The following is a 17,416-nucleotide window of genomic DNA, read 5'->3' as shown; positions in this document are numbered from 1 at the left end:
TGGTTGCTCGCTATGCTGGGGCTCAATCACATCGCGCCCGAAACGAAGGGCCGGGAGGACAACCTCCCGGCCCTTCGTCGTGCTCACGGTTCTCTCCGACTCAGCGCCCGGTCCCTGCGTAGACCTTGGCCTCCTCGTCCGAGTCCAGGCCGAAGGCGGTGTGGATGGCGGCCACAGCCTTGTCGAGCAGCTCGATGTCAGTGATGACCGAGACGCGGATCTCGGAGGTGGAGATCAGGCCGATGTTGATGCCGGCGTCGCGCAGCGCGGTGAAGAACTTCGCGGAGACGCCGGGGTGGTTGCGCATACCGCCGCCCACCAGAGAGACCTTGCCGACCTGCGGGACGAAGCTCAGCTCCTGGAAGCCGATGGCCTCTTTGTTCTCCAAGAGGATCCGCTGAGCCTTGTCGCCGTCGGAGCCGGGCAGAGTGAAGGAGATGTTGGTGGTCTGATGCTCCACCGAGACGTCCTGGACGATCATGTCGATGTTGATGCCCGCCCCGGCGATGTGGTTGAAGATCTCCGCGGCCTTGCCCGGCACGTCCGGAACGCCGGTGATGGTCAGCTTGCCTTCGGACGCGTCATGGGAGACGCCGGTGATGATGGGCTGTTCCAAGGGATCGCCTTCCTTGAGGGTGACTTTGTCTTTCTCATCCGGGATGACCCAGGTGCCCTCCGTGTCGGAGAAGGAGGAGCGCACGTGCAGCTTCACGCCGAAGCGGCGGGCATACTCCACGCTGCGCAGGTGCAGCACCTTGGTCCCGGCGGCCGCCATCTCCAGCATGTCCTCGCTGGAGACGACGTCGAGCTTGCGGGCGGACTTCACCACGCGCGGGTCGGCGGTGAAGACGCCGTCAACGTCGGAGTAGATCTCGCATACGGCTGCGTCCAGGGCGGCGGCCAGCGCCACCGCAGTGGTGTCGGAGCCGCCGCGACCCATGGTGGTGATGTCCTTGGACTCCCTGGACATGCCCTGGAACCCGGCCACGATGCTGATGTGCCCGGCGTCCACCGACTCCTTGATGCGAGTGGGGGAGACCTCGATGATGCGGGCCCTGCCGTGGTGCGGCTCGGTGATCATGCCGGCCTGGGATCCGGTGAAGGACTGGGCCGGTTCGCCGAGCTCATGGATCGCCATCGCCAGCAGCGCCATGGACATGCGCTCGCCTGAGGAGAGCAGGATGTCCATCTCGCGCAGCGGGGGCTGCTCGGAGATGTCCGCGGCAAGGTCCAGCAGGTCATCGGTGGTGTCGCCCATGGCGGAGACCACGACGACGACCTGGTGGCCGGCGTTCTTGGTGTCCACGATCCGTCGGGCCACCCGTTTGATGGACTCCGCGTCCTGGACGGAGGAGCCGCCGTATTTCTGAACGATAAGACTCATAGCACTGCAGTCTAGCGATTCCGCACGGATGCCCACGGGGTGCTGTGCGCGGCGGTCCGGAACATGTTATTGGCCGCTCAGTTGTCGCCGAGGACTGCGGAGAGGAACCGCTGGGTGCGCTCGTGCTCCGGATTCGTGAAGATCTTCTCCGGGTGCCCCTCCTCCACCACATGCCCGCCGTCGAACATCATCACCTTGTGGGAGACGTCCCGGGCGAAGCCCATCTCGTGGGTGACGATCAGCATGGTCACGTCGGTGGCGTCGGCGACATCGCGCAGGATGTTCAGCACATCAGAGACCACCTCGGGGTCCAGGGCGGAGGTGACCTCATCCAGCAGCAGGATCTCCGGGTCCATGGCCAGCGCGCGGGCGATCGCCACACGCTGCTGCTGGCCGCCGGAGAGCGAGGTGGGGTGGGCGTCGGCCTTGTCCGGCAGGCCGACCTGCTCCAGCAGCCGGTGCGCCTTCTCAGTGGCCTCCTTCTTGGAGCGGCCCAGCACGTGCACCGGGGCCTCGATGATGTTCTCCATCACCGTCATGTTCGGGAAGAGGTTGAACTGCTGGAACACCATCCCGATGCGGGTGCGCAGCTTCTTCTGCTGCTTCTTGGAGACCGGAGTCCGTTTGCCGTCGCGGTTCTCGTGGGTGAGCGGCTCGCCGTCCACGTAGATGTACCCGCCGGTGAGCTCCTCCAGGGTCATCACCAGCCGCAGGATGGTGGTCTTCCCCGAGCCGGAGGGGCCGATCAGGGTGACGCGTTCGCCGCGGGCCACCGAGAAGTTGAGGTCCTTGAGGACCACATTGTCGCCGAAGCGCTTCTCGACGTCGACGAATTCGATGACCGGGGACGCTCCGGCGCTTCCCGAAGCGGGGGCGGGGGTCTCAGTGGGCGTAGGCAAGACGCTTCTCCAATCGGTTGACCAGAACGGCGGTGGGGTAGCTGGCGGCCAGGAACAGCAGCCCGGCAATGGTGTACACCTCGGTGTAGCGGAAGGTCGGGGCGCCGATCTCGCCGGCCACGGTGACCATCTCGGCCACGCCGATGACCAGCAGGAACGGGGTGTCCTTGAACATTGAGATCGCGTAGTTGCCCAAGGACGGGACGGTGGAGCGCAGCGCCTGCGGGATGACCACCTTGCGCCAGGTGCGGACTGCGGACATCGACAGTGCCGTCGTCGCCTCCCACTGCCCCTTCGGCACCGACTCGATTCCGGCCCGGTACACCTCCGACATATAGGTCGCGTAGTGCACGCCGAAGACAATGATGCCGATAGTCAGGGGCTCCATCCACAGGAAGGCCCAGAACACGAAGATCAGCTGGACCACAATCGGCGTCATCCGGATGAAGTTCGCCGCCCACCGGACGACCCACGCCAATGGTCTCGGGAGCACCATGATGAGGATCGCGATGACCAGGCCGAGCACCGCTGCGATCAGAGTGCCCACCACCGTCACCAGGACAGTGACCTCCAGGAACGCCATGAACATCTCAGGGAAGGCCTCGAAGGCGAACTCCCAGTCCCAGAACGGGCTGCCCTCGACCTCCTCCTCATCCACCATGGTGGGGTCATCGACTTCGACGGCACGAATGCTGCTGAGAATCATCGGTAGCCTCCTCCTGTGCCCATAAAGCCGCCGGATCCGGGGTTCGAGGGGTGGGCGCCGGCCCCCGACGCCGGCTGCTTGGGCCCTCCGCCCGGTCCGGTCATGTCCTTCGGATCAGGGGCTGCGGCATCCGGGGGTGCGGTTTTCGGATCGGGGGAGAGGATCTCTCGAAGAGAGGGTCCGCGGCCCAGCCTGTGCTTGGCTCGCGCCTCGAGCACCTGCATGAACAGGGTGATGATCAGTGCGAGGAAGAAGTAGACCACCAGGCCGATGAACGCGTGGGAGAACCAGATGTCGGTGGGCCGACGGAGCTGGTTCAGCTCGGCGGTGAAGTCGCTGACGAACGGCATGATGTAGGCGATCGCGCTGCCCTTGAGCAGGTGCACCCACAAGTTGGTCAGAGACGGGAGCATCAGCGCCCAGGCCTGGGGGAAGATGACCCGGCGCATCTTGTGCGGCCAGGACATCGAGAGCGCCGTCGTTGCCTCCCACTGGCCCTTGGCCACTGTGGTCAAGGACGCTCGGACCGCCTCGGCGCCGTAGGCGCCATAGTTGACGCCCAAGGCGATCACGCCGAGCAGGAACGTGTTGTAGACCAGGTCCTCGAAGGGCAGACCGTCGGCGCGCATCCAGATCTGCGGCAGCACGAACATCAGCCAGAACAGCAGCACCACCAGGGAGACGCCGCGGAACAGCTCGATGACAATGCGCGCCGGAACGCGCAGCCAGGCGTTCGGGCTGCCTGCGATCAGACCCAGCACGACGGCGACGACGAAGGCCAGCAGCCCGCCGTAGATGGTCAGCTGGACGGTGGTCCACAGCCCCTCGAGCAGGCGGTCCGACCAGTTGCCTACGACTTCGAAGTACTCGGGCCAGTCTTCGAAGAATTCCATGGACACCCCTCAGAAGTTCAGGTTCGGTGAGACGATCTGCGGCCGGCCCCTGTATGAGGCCGGCCGCAGGGATCGTTCAGCGGGCGAGGATCAGTCCTCGATGTACTCCTCGGTCAGCTCAGCGGGGTCCTCCTCGCAGAGCTCCTGGGCAGTCAGGCCGCTCGGGGGCATCTCGTCCTCGGTGAAGCCGAACTCCTCGACCAGCTCGAGGTACTCGCCGGACTCCATGAGGTCCTCCAGCTCGGCGTTGAACTCCTCAAGGAGCTCGTCGTCCTCCGGGTGGAAGGCGTGGGCGCCCACGGAGAGCTCGTGCGCGAAGGAGTCGGTGACCTCCAGGCCGTCCATGTCGCCGGCCATGGCCTCCAGGGAGATGGCGGTCAGGGCGAACACGTCAGCGCGGCCGCCGTCGACGAAGTCGATGCCGTCATCGGCGCTGTCCACGGTGTCGTGGTCGATGCCTTCGTCCTCCATCCAGCCGGATTCGACAGCACCGGACAGGGCCACGACGTCAAGGTCAGCGTCCTGCAGGTCCTCGAACGTCTCCAGGCCCTCAGGGTTGCCCTCCTCCACGAGGAAGGCGGTGGTGTAGACCAGCTCCGGCTCGCCGAAGGCGGCCTCAGCGCAGCGGTCCTCCGTGATGGACATGCCCGCAGAGACGACGTCCCAGTGTCCGGCGCTCATGCCGGGGATGAGGTTGTCCCAGTTGGGCTCCTCCTCAATGGTGACCTCGTAGCCGAGGCGGTTCTCGAAGATCTCCTCAGCCACGGCGATGGTCGCACCGGTGGGCTCGCCGTCATCTCCGATCCAGGAGTAGGGCTCTTCGCCGAAGAGCGCGATGGTCAGCTCGTCGTCGTCGGCACCGGCCTCAGCGTCGTCATCACCGTCGGCGTCCTCATCATCGGTGTCGACGTCGTCGCCGTTGTCCTCGGTCTCGACGTCGGCGCCATTGTCCTCGTCGACGTCAGCGTCGTCATCGCCGTTGTCGCCGCAGGCGGTCAGAACCAGCAGGGCGGCTGCGGAGAGTGCGACGCCGCGCATCAGGGGAGTCTTGGAGTCCATCGACTTGTAACCTCAGTTCTCTTTGGTTGTGCGTACGTGCGAGGTGCCTCTCCTTCAAGCAGGTGAAGCGTTCTTCACCGTACGCAGGACTCATTACGCCAGAATGAGGTGGTGTTACAGGGATGTGAACAAGTTCTTGGAGAACAGTCCTTCAGGGGTGAGCTTTTTGGGAAAAGGGGAGGGATCAGCTCACGCTGCGGCGGCCTTCGAAGGCGCGGCCGAGGGTGACGTCGTCGGCGTACTCGAGGTCCCCGCCCACCGGGAGGCCGGAGGCGAGCCGGGTGATCCTGATTCCGACGGCGCCGAGCATCCGCACCAGGTAGGTGGCGGTCGCCTCACCCTCGAGGTTGGGGTCGGTGGCGATGATGACTTCCTGCACCTCGTCGTCGGAGAGGCGGGTGAGCAGCTCGCGGATATGCAGCTGGTCGGGGCCGACACCCGCGATCGGGTTGATGGACCCGCCGAGCACGTGATAGAGGCCGCGGAAGCTGCGGGTCCGCTCGATCGCCATGACGTCCTTGGACTCCTCGACCACGCAGATCACCGAACCGTCGCGCCGCTCGTCCCGGCAGATTCGGCACTTCGACTCTTCGGAGACGTTGAAGCAGATCTCGCAGAACTGGACCTTGTCCTTGACCGTGCTGATCGCCGCGGCCAGACGCTTCATGTCCTCCGCGTCAGCCTCGAGGATGTGGAACGCCACCCGCTGGGCGGATTTGGGCCCGATGCCGGGCAGCCGGCCGAGCTCGTCGATCAGGTCCTGGACCGCGCCTTCATACACAGCAGATCACCTTAGTGCGCCTGCTCGTCCAGACGCCGCTCCTCGATGAGCGCGCCGCCGAGGATCCGCTCAATGGCACGCCGTCCGAACACCCCGGAGTGGGTGATCTCGACGTCGTCCTCGCTCGGGACGTCCTCAGAATCTCCGGGGCCCTGTTGGTGCTGGGCAGGCGGGGAGGAGTGCGACCGGGCGGGTGCGGCTGGCGGGGACGGGGGTGCAGTCTCCGCCCAGTCCGGCGGGGGAGCGCTCGGGTCCTCCGGCTCCTCAGGGTGAGGGGCCGGCGCGGGCGGCTCCGGGGGCGGCGTCTCGTCCACGTCATCCAGGCCGTCCGAGGAGGGGGCGGGCACAGCCACCGGAGCATTCTTGGACTTACGGGCGAAGATCGGAACCACCGGCTTCTCCGGCACCTGCGAGCGCTGAGGCGCCGGCTGGTCCGGCGCAGTGCCGACAGCGGGCTCAGCCGCGGCTGAGCGGTTGTTGACTGCGGCCCGCTGGAGGGCCTGAGCCTCTTCAGGGCCCGGCTGCCAGGTGTCCGGGCCTGCCCAGTCCTCCGGGTCGGACAGCCAGTTCTCCTCACCCTCAGGGGGCGCGCCGGGCGAACGGGGCGCGTCCCCGCCCGGGGAGGGGCGTGCCGGCTCGACGTCGGCCGGGGGCGCGGAGTCAGTCGGCTGCTGCGGGTCGGCCGGCTGCTGAGGGCGCCGGCCCTCAGCTTTTGGGGGCGCTCCACCGCCTATGGCCAGGTCCAAGGACACCTGCATGCCGAGCACCTGGTGGATCGCCTCAGCCAGGGCATCCTTGCCGCCCCGGTTGGTGAACGTGCTTCGGGCGCCGTCGTTGGCGAAGTTCAGGGTCAGAGTCTGACCGTCGAACCCGCCGACGGTCACGTTGCCCTTCACCAGCATCCACAGCATTCGGGACCGGGACTTCATCGCCTCCACGATGTCCGGCCAGGCCCGCTGCATCATCTGATGAGAGCTCGACCCGCCGTCGCTGGGTGCGGGCGGGGCCTGCTCAGGGGCCGAGGCCGGGGTGGGTGCGGCAGCAGGAGGCTCACTCGGCTGCTCCGAGTGCTGGGGCCGCTGCTGCTGAGGAGCAGAAGGCGAAGTCGGCGCCTCCTGCTGCGGCTGATGAGGTGCCTCGGGCTGCGCAGAAGGAGAGGGCTCTGGGTCGGGCGGAGGGCCCCAGCTGACCCCTGGAGCGGCCCAGCCGTCGTCGTGCTGCTGCGTCGGCTCCTGGGGAGCCCGATCACCGGAGCTGCTTGGGGGGTCTTCACCACTCTGGGCGGAGGATTCGGCCTCCGGATCGGGGAGATCTGCTCCAGCAGGTGATGCCTGGGGCTGGGACTCTGGGGCAGGCACGGTCTCAGGCGGCGTGGGGGCAGCCGGCTGCGGGGCAGGCTCCGACTCCGGCTGCGCTGCCGGGGCGGGGGCCTCGGCCGGGGGTGTGGAGCCGGCGCCGGAGGTGAAGTCCATGCGGCGCTCGAGACGCTCTAGCCGAGCCGCCAGGGAGGAGTGCCCGGACTCGGCGTGGGGGAGCAGCAGGCGGGCCATCAGCAGCTCCAGGTGCAGGCGCGGTGAGGTTGCCCCCACCATCTCGGTCAGTGCGGCAGCGGTGGTGTCCGCTGCCCGGGAGAGCTCAGCGGGGCCGACTCTGCCCGCCTGGGCGACCATCACGCGGATCTGGTCCTCCGGGACTCCGCGCAGGATGGCGCCGGGATTCTCCGGCACGGACTTGACCACGATCAGGTCCCGCAGCCGCTCCAGGAGGTCTTCGACGAATCGGCGAGGGTCCTGGCCGGATTGGACCACCTGGTCCACCACCTCGAAGGCTTTGGCCCCGTCAAGATCTGCCGCGGCGTCGATCACCTGGTCCAGCAGGGCGGCGTGGGTGAAGCCCAGCAGCGCCACTGCCCGGTCGTAGGCGATCCCGTCGGCGTCTGACCCTGCGATCAGCTGGTCCAGCACGGAGAGCGTGTCGCGCACCGAGCCGCCGCCGGCCCGCAGCACCAGCTGCAGCACCCCGGGTGCCGCAGCCACGCTCTCGGAGGCGCAGAGCCGCTCCAGGTAGTCCAGCAGGGGCTCCGGCGGCACCAGGCGGAACGGGTAGTGGTGGGTGCGGGAGCGGATGGTTCCGATGACCTTGTCCGGCTCGGTCGTCGCGAAGATGAACTTGATGTGCTCGGGCGGCTCTTCGACGATCTTCAGCAGCGCATTGAAGCCGGCCGCGGTGACCATATGGGCCTCATCGATGATGAAGATCTTGTACCGGTCCCGCACCGGCGCGAAGGTGGCCCGCTCGCGGAGGTCGCGGGCGTCGTCGACACCGCCGTGGGAGGCGGCGTCGATCTCGATGACGTCCAGGGAGCCGGAGCCTCCGGTGGCGAGCTCCCGGCAGGAATCGCACTGTCCGCAGGGGTTCCCGGTGGGGCCCTGCGCACAGTTCAGGCATCGGGCGAGGATGCGGGCTGAGGTGGTCTTGCCGCAGCCGCGCGGCCCCGAGAACAGGTACGCGTGGGAGACCGCGTCCTTGCCGAGGGCGGTGACCAGCGGGGCAGTGACGTGCTCCTGCCCGATGACGTCGGCGAAGGTGTCGGGCCGGTAGCGGCGGTACAGGGCAGTGGTCACGACGAAGACCTTACCTGCGCGGGAACACGTAGAGCCATCCCGTCCACGGGCGCAGACGGGCTGCCAGCAGGGAGATTCCCAGCGCCGCGGCGGTCACCAGGGAGACGTGCGCGAAAGCTCCCAGGTCAAGGCCGCTGAGCTGCCGGTGAACCAGGACGACGGCGGGCATGTGCACCACGTAGATCACGATTGAGTTCCGTCCGGCCCACTCCAGCAGGCGCAGCAGCGGCCTGGGGGCCAGCCGCAGCTCATAGATCCGGGGTGCGGCCCACAGCAGCACCGCCAGGCCCAGCACCGCGGTGCCGGCCGAGCAGAGGGTGCCGAAGCGCAGCTCCACATTGGACACCCCATAGTGGGACAGCACGGCGGCCGGCGCTGCCAGCAGCAGGATCAGCGGCCAGGGGGCGCGCACCCAGCGGCCCGCGAAGTGCACCACGGCCGCGCCGAGGAAGAAGAAGGCCCCGTAGTAGAGGAACCGGTTGATCAGCGTGAGGTCCCAGTCGGTGAAGTGCCGGGTCGCCAGCATCGCCGCCGCCAGTGCCGGACAGCCGACCAGCAGCACCAGCGGCCGGGAGGCTCCGGGGCGGAAGGCAAGACCGACGGCGTAGCACATGGTGAGCACGCCCAGGAACCACAGGTAGCTGCCGCCGGTCAGCCAGTAGTTGAGGTTCCCGGGGCCGGCGTGGTGGACCAGGAACCCGTAGCCGACCATCCACAGCAGCCATGGCCACACCACGGCGGCCAGCTTGCCGCGGATGTAGTAGGCCGCCGGCTTGGAGAGCGCCCGCGGAAGCAGCATCCCGGAGAGGAGCATCAGCAGCGGCATCCGGAACGGTTCGAAGTACCGGTTGAAATGGGACCACTCCTGGCTTCCGCTGCCGTTGGACATGGGGATGTCCGCGGCGTGCAGCACTACCACCAGCAGCACGGCCAGTCCGCGCAGCATATCCATCCACCGCATGCGGGCGTCGGTGCCGCGGGCGGACTGGGGAGGGGCCGACGTCGTGCTCATCAGACGCGCCGGGCAGGTTCGGGCAGGTGGGCCTCAGCGGCCTTCCCGGCGGCGCGCTGGGACAGCCGGGCCTGGACCCTGCCGGCCCGCGGCGCCACATACAGCCAGGGGGTCCACGGGCGGGCGGCGGCGATCAGCAGGGTGATGGCCATGCCTGCCAGGGTGCAGACGGTCACGTAGACCAGCGGCTCCGCGTCCAGCTCACGCATCAGTCGGTGGACAAGGATGATCACCGGGAAGTGCGCCGCATAGATGACGATCGAGTTCCGGCCGCACCACTGCAGGAACCGCAGCATCTGTGCCGGCAGGAGCCGGCGCCGGCAGATGCGGGGCGCAGCCCAGAGGGCGACGGCGATCCCGGCCAGTGCGGTGGGGGCCGCGTAGAGCGAGCCCAGCCGCAGTGCCGGGTCATCCACCGCCAGATGGGACATGTAGCCGGCGTAGATGCCCAGCAGCAGCACCAGGGCGGCAGGCGCCTTCACCCAGCGGTCCACCAGCCGGACAGCGGCCGCGCCGAGGAAGAAGAACGCCCCGTAGTAGAGGGTGCGGCTGATCAGCAGCAGGTCGGTGACCTCAGCGTGCCGGGCCAACAGCATCAGCGACCCGATGAGGAGGGACGCGGCGGGCAGCGCCCACGTGTACGACGTCGTCGTGGCAGGGCGCAGCGCCAGGGCTGCGGCGTAGCAGAGCACCAGGGCCATGAGGAACCACAGATAGTCGCCGTTGAGCCAGTAGCCGAGGTCGCCTGGGCCGCCGTGGTAGATCAGGAAGCCGAAGCCGACCATCCAGATCGCCAGCGGCCACACGATCGCCGCGAACTTCCCCCATAGGTACTGGGCTATAGGTTTGGAGAGGGAGCGGGGCAGCAGCATTCCCGACAGGAACATGAGCAGCGGCATCCGGAACGGCTCCAGATACATGTTGATCTCGGTCCAGGCTTCGATGCCGGCGCCGTTGGCCCGGGGGATCCCGGCGGCGTGGAGCACCACCACCAGCAGCACGGCCACACCGCGCAGCATGTCCATCCAGTCCATCCGCGGCCCGGCGGGCGCATCCGTTCCTGCGCTCGCGGCGGCGGTTGAAGGTCCCTCTCGCATCAGATCAAGCTTAGCGTGACCTGAAAAACCGGGGCCAAGAGGCCTGATCAGATGCAGAGGGGGCCCGGAACCGTGGTGGTTCCGGGCCCCACTTATTTTATTGCGGGCAAATATGGTCAGCCTCGTTGTCTACGCTTATTGAGGAAGTAGAGCGATATGCCCACTGTGAGAGCAACGACCACGAGCGCTGCCAAAATGAGGAAAATCCAGGAGGATAGTGCGGCGGCTTCCATTTTGAACCTTTCGGGAAAAGGACTAGTTGTTGCTGGTGGTGATTTGTGTGCCAGTTCCTTGGTTGACCTGCATCCATGCTGTCCAGCCAACAGGGAATCCTTGGAACGCGACACTTTTATGCCAATCCTAAAGTAAATGTTTTTATAAGTTTTGTATGGTGATATGCATTTTGGTGCAGTGAAGCTATAAAGTGTCCCCCTCCCGTTCCTTCACCAGCATTCCATGCGCCGGTCCCACCTGGGAGCCCCCTATAAGCAACCGTTACGTGGGCTTAACATCTTGGGGGCTGAGGGGGTGTCAGGCTGGATTGTGAAGACTGGTCAGGGCCCGGCTCAAAAGGTTTGGGGGTCAGCGGATACAGATGGGGCCCGGAACCGCTGAGTGGTTCCGGGCCCCATGGCTGCGGAGGCGGGGGGATTTGAACCCCCGATCCCCGGTTTATCTGCGATTATGTTTCGGGGTCTCATGTCAGAGCACTGTTTGCCCTGATCAGAGCGGGATTCTGGCGTGTGACTCCATCGCCACAGATGGATACAGATAGCCAAGAATGACTCTTTACCGCGTAGTTTTCCGCGTAGGTGTGATCAGTTGGGAAGTGGGACAAAAGAAACCGCCCCGCAGCCGTCAGGCCACGAGGCGGTTCGGATGAATATGGCTGTTCAGTTCAGGGGTCGTCGCTATTCAGTTGCGGGTCAGTCGTGCCAGTGGTCTGAGTCGCAGGCGTCGGTCTCGGTGTAGACGGTCCACTGGTTACTGGAGGGGAATGGGTAGTCGAGCTCGGAGTTGTCGGGCAGATCATCCCAATCGAACTCGTCCTCCTCGGCTCTAGTAGTAGGCAGCTGGATGCCATTGAGGTCATCGACGATGCGCTTGAGCTGGCTGCTCACAGCGGCGAGGTGGTCCTCTTCCTCGTAGTCACAGGTGAAGGCGTAGATCTGGTATAGATCGGGATCGAGGTGCTCGAAGGCACCGTCAACGAAGGTCACGTGAGTGTGAGCGGTGATGTAGTGCGGGTCAAAATCCAGGTCCGGCTGCTCGACCTCAGTGGTGACATCAGCGATCATGTCCGCCGTAATTTCGAAAGGCTCGACGCGACCCTCCTCAACCATGAAGCCATCGAGGAAGTCGGCGGCTTCCACGTCGATCACTTCGGCTGTTTTTTCATACTCAGCGATACGGTCCTCAACGCTAGGTGACTCTTCGGGGGCTTCGTCGTCTTCGTCAGTCTCGTCGTCGAAAAAGCCGGCCTCGGCGGCCTCCTCGTCGGTGGCCTCGGTTTCAGTGGCGGTGTCCTCGTCGGTGCTGGTGTCGGCGTCGTCGCCGTTGTCACCGCAGGCGGTAAGGGCCAACAACAGGGCAGCGGAGACGGCAGTGCCCTTGCGTGTGAATTTGTGCATGATTCTGCTTTCGAGATTCGTTGGAGCGGGAATGGTGCGAGAAAAGCATCACTTCACCGAAGCCTATCCAAATAGGACTGGATCCAGTGCTGTGTTAACTGCCTGACCTGGGATGAGCAGAAAACTATGCCGCTTCAGTCTGATCCCGACCTCGATCAGTTGAAGCACATCCTTGGCAAGGCGCGAGTGGACGCGGGCATGACCCTGGAGCAGCTTGCGGAGGCTTCTGGCGTCGGCAGGCAGACCATCGTGCAGCTGTCTAACGGCAAGTACTACGGCGATCTGAAGACTTGGCTGAAGCTGTCCCGCGCGCTCGGGGTGAGCCTGGACGAGCTGACTGCGCCGGTGTGGCACCGCGATTAGAAGTAGAAGTCGCCTCATCCGGTCAGGGCAAGGGTGGTCAGCTGAGGGCATCTGTGTCATACTGCTGCCAACCGAATATCTGGCAGAGCACGCACCGCTTCAGCGGAAGGCCCTGATGCCAGTGCCGGGAGGGCATTAACGCCAAGGGTCGGTTGATACCTGGGGACTGAAGATGGTCCCAGCTCCCCTCAGAGCCAGGGAGTCATCGCTTCTGAAAAGAAGGATGACTCTGTCATGCCCGCAATCAAGTCTGTTACTGCTGGCCTCCCAGCGAATTCCCGACCAATCTCGGTCAACACCATTGATGCTGCGCGTTACTTAGGCGTGGAGTCTGCGACGCTGGCGAAATGGCGCTCCCAGGGTGACGGTCCACCGTTCGTCAAGATCAACTCCAAGGTCTTGTATCGGTTGGACTCACTCGACGAGTATCTGCGCACCCAGGAGGTGCGTCGATGATGCGCGATTCCGCAACCACCGCAGCAGTCTCCCCGCTACCTTCTGCATGTCCGTTCCTGGTGTCCAAACAGGGGTCTCTGGGGGTCTCCAAGAGTTTTCTGGCAAAAACCCCTCTAAATGACTCCACACTGTCTCTACGCGCGGGCGGGATGGGCTTGTCGAATCCCGCCCGCGCGGTGGTGGCAGGGCGTCGCTTTGCCTGGTTTACCAGGGCAAAGCGTAAGCTTCGCCACCACTTCCGAGCACTAGATTCCCAGAGCCGCAGGCCCGCAATCTCGCGGGAACATTTGCAGGGACTTTTGCGGGACCTTTGCGGGACATTTGATGCCGCCTTGGGCAAAGGTGCCCGTCTCGGGGGTGATCTCGGTGCCTAAGCAGCAGAATCCAACGATCATCGGCGTGACGCAGTACCTCGACCCCAAGTACTGGGACTGGGCCGACGCGAACACTGCAGAGCGCAAGGCCAAAGACGGCACCATTGTCAGCAACCGGCTCGGCCTGAGTCGGCAGGCTGCGATCGATCTGGTCGAGTACGGCACCGCCGAGCAGCTCACCGATTACGTCGTGCAGCGGCTGGAGCATAAAGGCGATTTCTTCGCTTCCGGCGGCGAGGACAAGCATCCGGGCACGGTCGTAGGCGAGGCCTACGGCATCATCCACGATCGTGATGAGCGCGAAGTCTGGGACGAGGCGCGCGGCGAATCTGTCACTGAGCTGAAGCCCCGCCACATCCATATGGTGATCAAGTTCAAGGATCGGAAGGCTTCGGCTCCGCTGGGCTACCTGGCGAAGCGGATCGGTGTTGCGGCTCAGTATGTCGAGAAGCCTGGTCGCGGCGCTCATGCCTACGACAACATGCTCGCCTACCTGATCCACATCAAGTACGACGACAAGTTCCAGTACGAGCCTGCCGATGTCGCCACTGTTCGTGGCCGGGACTACACGGCGGTCTATCAGGAGCGCCGGGCAGATTGGCTGAAGGGCCGCGCTCAGGTCAAGAAGAAGAAGGCCGCCGAGGACATTGAGGACCTCCGCGAGAAGATCCTCAACGGCGAGCTCACAGAATCGCAGATTGTTCTCACCGATGAGCTCTACGAGACCTACAAACGGCACCCCGAAGTCTGCGACAAGGCTTTCGAGGTTTACGCCAAGCGCCGGGCCTACCGAGCTGCTGCGAAGCTCCGCAACGGTGACTACAAGATCATGGCCGCGTACATCCACGGTGACGCTGGCGCCGGTAAGACGCGCTTCGCCAACGGCATGATCAGCGAGGCGATCCGCCGGGCCTCTGAACGTGGGGAGCTGTGGCAGGTCTACCGCGTCGCCACAGGTAACCCGATGGACGATTGGAAGGGTGAGGAGATTGTTCTGCTGGACGATCTGCGCGCCTCCGCGATGGATGCCAATGACTGGCTTCTGCTGCTCGATCCGTACAACGCCAGCCCGGCCAAGGCCCGCTACAAGAACAAGGCCGAGGTGGCCCCGCGCATGATCGTCATCACCGCCACTATCGAGCCGGTGGAGTTCTTCTTCTACGCCCGGCAGAAGGGGCAGGTGGACGAAGCTCTGGACCAGTTCATCAGGCGGCTGCAGTCCATCGTTCAGGTCTATCGCGAGGACGACATTCAGCGTTATCTGGTCAGTCAGGTTGGGAAGGTCCAGTCATATCAACGACGGCTGGTGACATCCGGTCCCGGTGGCGTCGCCCAGCACAACACGTTGTCGCTGACCTACGGCTCATCGGAGGTGATCGAATGCACCGCCGAAGGTGCCACTGCTGCGCTGCTCCATGGCCTGGCTGGCGCCAGCCCCGATGTGGGTTTCGCTGAGGCCGCTGACTGGTCGCAGCTGCCTGCTCCTGGTCGAGACTTGGACCTCGCGGTTGAGCGCGCCATGCGTCGCCAGGAGGCCGAAGACCTCGCCTATGCGGACGAGCTGGCGAAGGCTGCTGGCCGGTCGCGAAATGTGTTCGACAACATCCCCTCGCCGTGGGACCAGCAGTCCGGGCATTAATTCATCAGACAGGAAAAAGCAGCGACACAGAAGGAGCAGGATCATGGCAAAGACAGCAGCAGAGTTGAAGGCAGCGCGCAACGAGCTGAATCGCAAGATCAAGGCCGCCGAGCGTGCCGAAAAGTGCAAGCAGGAGGAGGCGTTCGATAAGGCATATCTCGCCCTCGGCAAGGCCGTTGCCGAGCAGCAGGAGGCGACCACGCCTGAGGCAGTGACTCGGCTTGCGACACAGCTGGCTAAGCGGTCGCAGCCGACGCAGCAGTCGCCGCAGCCGAAGGTCGAGGCTCAGCGCGAGACAGGAGCGCGGCATGAGCAGCGTTGAGGCCCCCGCCGGACCGCAGGATCCTGAGGATCCTCGGACCGCCGGGCCAGCGCGATCTTCCGACTTGTCGGACAGTCTGCATGCTGGCCTGTCAGGATACTCAGACACCTCGCGCCCCAGGATCCTCAGTACTTCTGCCCCAAAAAGCGACGCCTCCGACCACAACCATGATCGCCGCGATGAGTCTCTGGATGTACGCCTCACCCGCGCTGAGAAGACCGCTGTTCGGGGTCGTGCATCAGCTCTGCGGGTCAAACCCTCAGCATGGGCACGGGAGACTCTCCTGGATGCTCTGGATGCCCGTCGTGATGGTGTCGCTGCGTTGGAAGTCGCCGCCTCAGTTCCGGCACCCGATCCGCAGATCGGCGAATGCGTCGAAGAGCTTCGGCGGATCGGCCAGAATCTCAATCAGGAGGTGAGGCGCGGCCATAAGCGGGGAGGCGATGCAGAGAGTCTCGCCCGGCTGTTGGGGGAGACCATCAAAAAGGTGGACGATCTGCGCGCCGCCCTCGGAGACAGGACCGCGGTATGAGCACCATCAAGACGATGGGCAGCGCGTCTATCGATGACTCGCTCGGCTACGGCATCCACGGTCCCGGCGAGAGTGTGAAAGCACCCTCTGCCGAGGCCGTGGAGCGCGCCGGAGATCACGGAATCCTCATCCGCATGGCAGGTGCGGAGAATCCCACTGTGCAGCAGTTCGTGGAACGCGGCGAAGCTCTCGCCAGGGCCAACGGGCGGACCAAGGAAGCACAGCTCTACATCCAGGCATTCCGCCCAGAAGAGTTCGATCCAAAGAACACCGCCGATGTCGCCAGAGGCGCGCAGGTCGCCCAGCGGACGATGGAGGCGATGCAGTCTGCCGATCACGTCATCGTGCCGCATACCGATCGCGGACATCTTCACTTCCACTGCTACGTCCTCAACCATGACAATCTCACTGGCAAGGCGCTGAGCCAGAACACGCGATGGGATCGCGGTGTGCAGCGCGTCAACGACATGGTGATGGAGCGTGAGGGTCTGCTGGTGGAGAAGGACCCTCACCGCGAGCACCCCGGCTGGGCGCTGCGCCGTGAGGAGTTCGCCGTCGGTGGGTTCGAACGTACCCTCGGTGACAAGATCGCCGCCGCGCAGAGGGACACCCGATCAGTCGACTTCGCCAGCTACCGCCAGACGCTGTCAGAGCAGAGTGTGAAGCTGCGGCAGACCAAGCGCACCGCCAAGGATGGAACAGAGCGCATTGGGTGGCACTACGCGATGAGATACGAAGGCCGGGAGATTCGAAAAGCGGCCACGAAGTTGACCCCGGAGTTCGCCGAAGCGCAGACCCGGGAGAGGTTCGTGCTCAACGCCCGGCAACAGATCTTGGATGACCAGCTTCCCGGCTACGAGGCGCAGCAGGTCGCCGCCGCCGAGAGTCGCCTCGACAGGAACGAGGTGAACGCCTCCGTGGTGGCTGAAGAGCATCTCCGAGAGCGTGAGCGGCGTCGTCAGCAGCAGGTCCCCCAGCGCCCCGCAGCGGAGTGGCCGACATTCCGCAGCAGGCCGCAGCCGAAGCAGGACGCCGAGCCGGAGCACGTCACTGAGCCAGCGCAGCTGTCGGCATATCAGCAGGCACTCAAGACCCACCGCATAGACCCACAGCCGAAGCCGCAGAACGCCCGTCAGAAGGCGATGCAGGCGCTTGCGGGTAAGGTCCCGCAGACCGAGGATGAGCGCCGCCAGGCTGCACGAGACGAGTTTCGCGCCGCGACCCGGAAATCCAGAGAAAAGACCCAAGACCGAGGAATGAGCTTGTGACCGGCCCGGCACCCGCTGTAGTCCGCTCCGCCAGGGCAAGCGCCGCCCCCGGCGGCGTGCGGCAGCACCAACAGCCAGCCGGAGCATCACCGGCAGATCACGCCCGAAAAAGAAGGAGCAGCCCGGACCCTACGGCGCACCCAGCCTGCGCCGCAGAGCCTATCCAAGCTTTCGCCCTCTTCGGACACACAGACCGCGTGATCTGATCGGAGCGCTGAATAGCGCGCCGGTGCCCTCCGCACCTTCTCCCGGCTCCGGGTGGGTTTGGCAGTGGACTATTGAACCCCGTTGAAAAACTACGCATAATGAGAGCTATGCCTAAGAAATCTGCGTTGGCCCCTGGTCAGCATTCCATTGATAAGTCGACTCCGTACCG

16 protein-coding genes are annotated in these 17,416 nt (G+C 65.0%); 6 read left to right on the top strand and 10 right to left on the bottom strand.

Going from position 1 to position 17,416, the window contains the following annotated elements:
• Positions 1–100: 100 nt before the first annotated feature.
• The 10 genes from FWJ47_RS00600 to FWJ47_RS00555 all read right to left on the bottom strand — a co-directional run bounded on the left by FWJ47_RS00600 (position 101) and on the right by FWJ47_RS00555 (position 12,086).
• Entirely contained in the window at positions 101–1,384 is a 1,284-nt protein-coding gene (locus FWJ47_RS00600; RefSeq protein WP_147102895.1) for an aspartate kinase, read from the bottom strand.
• Positions 1,385–1,461: 77 nt separating this feature from the next.
• Positions 1,462–2,283 carry an ectoine/hydroxyectoine ABC transporter ATP-binding protein EhuA gene (gene ehuA, locus FWJ47_RS00595; protein ID WP_147102893.1) on the bottom strand — a complete coding sequence of 274 codons (822 nt, stop codon included), beginning with the start codon at positions 2,281–2,283 and terminating at the stop codon, positions 1,462–1,464.
• Positions 2,267–2,944, bottom strand: a complete 678-nt coding sequence (ehuD, locus tag FWJ47_RS00590) for an ectoine/hydroxyectoine ABC transporter permease subunit EhuD (protein ID WP_147108672.1) — start codon at positions 2,942–2,944, stop codon at positions 2,267–2,269. The genes ehuA and ehuD overlap by 17 nt, the downstream gene beginning before the upstream one ends.
• A gap of 41 nt (positions 2,945–2,985) precedes the next feature.
• A complete protein-coding gene (locus tag FWJ47_RS00585; RefSeq protein WP_147102891.1) occupies positions 2,986–3,882 on the bottom strand; it encodes an amino acid ABC transporter permease in 897 nt (298 codons plus the stop codon).
• A 90-nt stretch (positions 3,883–3,972) separates the two neighbouring features.
• Entirely contained in the window at positions 3,973–4,941 is a 969-nt protein-coding gene (locus tag FWJ47_RS00580; RefSeq protein ID WP_147102889.1) for a transporter substrate-binding domain-containing protein, read from the bottom strand.
• Between the two features lie 184 nt (positions 4,942–5,125).
• Positions 5,126–5,722: a recombination mediator RecR gene (gene recR / locus FWJ47_RS00575; protein ID WP_147102887.1), complete on the bottom strand. Its 597-nt coding sequence runs from the start codon at positions 5,720–5,722 to the stop codon at positions 5,126–5,128.
• Between the two features lie 11 nt (positions 5,723–5,733).
• Positions 5,734–8,346 (bottom strand): DNA polymerase III subunit gamma and tau, encoded by a 2,613-nt coding sequence (locus FWJ47_RS00570; protein ID WP_147102885.1) that lies wholly within the window; start codon positions 8,344–8,346, stop codon positions 5,734–5,736.
• Between the two features lie 10 nt (positions 8,347–8,356).
• Positions 8,357–9,358: an acyltransferase family protein gene (locus FWJ47_RS00565; RefSeq protein WP_147102883.1), complete on the bottom strand. Its 1,002-nt coding sequence runs from the start codon at positions 9,356–9,358 to the stop codon at positions 8,357–8,359.
• Complete coding sequence (locus FWJ47_RS00560) at positions 9,358–10,455, bottom strand: acyltransferase family protein (protein WP_147102881.1); 1,098 nt, start codon at positions 10,453–10,455, stop codon at positions 9,358–9,360. Before FWJ47_RS00560 ends, FWJ47_RS00565 begins: the two co-directional genes overlap by 1 nt.
• A gap of 926 nt (positions 10,456–11,381) precedes the next feature.
• Positions 11,382–12,086: a hypothetical protein gene (locus FWJ47_RS00555; RefSeq protein WP_147102879.1), complete on the bottom strand. Its 705-nt coding sequence runs from the start codon at positions 12,084–12,086 to the stop codon at positions 11,382–11,384.
• 126 nt (positions 12,087–12,212) lie between these two features.
• On the opposite strand from FWJ47_RS00555, the gene FWJ47_RS00550 reads away from it, so the two are divergent.
• The 6 genes from FWJ47_RS00550 to FWJ47_RS00525 all read left to right on the top strand — a co-directional run bounded on the left by FWJ47_RS00550 (position 12,213) and on the right by FWJ47_RS00525 (position 17,040).
• Positions 12,213–12,449, top strand: coding sequence for a helix-turn-helix transcriptional regulator (locus FWJ47_RS00550; protein WP_147102877.1), 237 nt, complete (start codon positions 12,213–12,215; stop codon positions 12,447–12,449).
• A 234-nt stretch (positions 12,450–12,683) separates the two neighbouring features.
• Positions 12,684–12,905, top strand: a complete 222-nt coding sequence (locus tag FWJ47_RS00545) for a helix-turn-helix domain-containing protein (RefSeq protein WP_147102875.1) — start codon at positions 12,684–12,686, stop codon at positions 12,903–12,905.
• 366 nt (positions 12,906–13,271) lie between these two features.
• Positions 13,272–14,918 carry a Rep family protein gene (locus tag FWJ47_RS00540; RefSeq protein WP_246126100.1) on the top strand — a complete coding sequence of 549 codons (1,647 nt, stop codon included), beginning with the start codon at positions 13,272–13,274 and terminating at the stop codon, positions 14,916–14,918.
• A 43-nt stretch (positions 14,919–14,961) separates the two neighbouring features.
• On the top strand, positions 14,962–15,240 hold the full coding sequence (locus FWJ47_RS00535) for a hypothetical protein (protein WP_147102871.1): 279 nt from the start codon (positions 14,962–14,964) through the stop codon (positions 15,238–15,240).
• Complete coding sequence (locus tag FWJ47_RS12395; protein WP_425465986.1) at positions 15,227–15,772, top strand: plasmid mobilization protein; 546 nt, start codon at positions 15,227–15,229, stop codon at positions 15,770–15,772. Before FWJ47_RS00535 ends, FWJ47_RS12395 begins: the two co-directional genes overlap by 14 nt.
• Positions 15,769–17,040, top strand: coding sequence for a relaxase/mobilization nuclease domain-containing protein (locus FWJ47_RS00525; RefSeq protein WP_147102867.1), 1,272 nt, complete (start codon positions 15,769–15,771; stop codon positions 17,038–17,040). The genes FWJ47_RS12395 and FWJ47_RS00525 overlap by 4 nt, the downstream gene beginning before the upstream one ends.
• Positions 17,041–17,416 lie beyond the last annotated feature (376 nt).

Origin of the sequence: Nesterenkonia populi, from assembly GCF_007994735.1 — a bacterium.
Lineage (GTDB): Bacteria > Actinomycetota > Actinomycetes > Actinomycetales > Micrococcaceae > Nesterenkonia > Nesterenkonia populi.
Note: the sequence above shows the minus strand (reverse complement) of the source record. Positions and strands in the feature narration are given on the sequence as shown.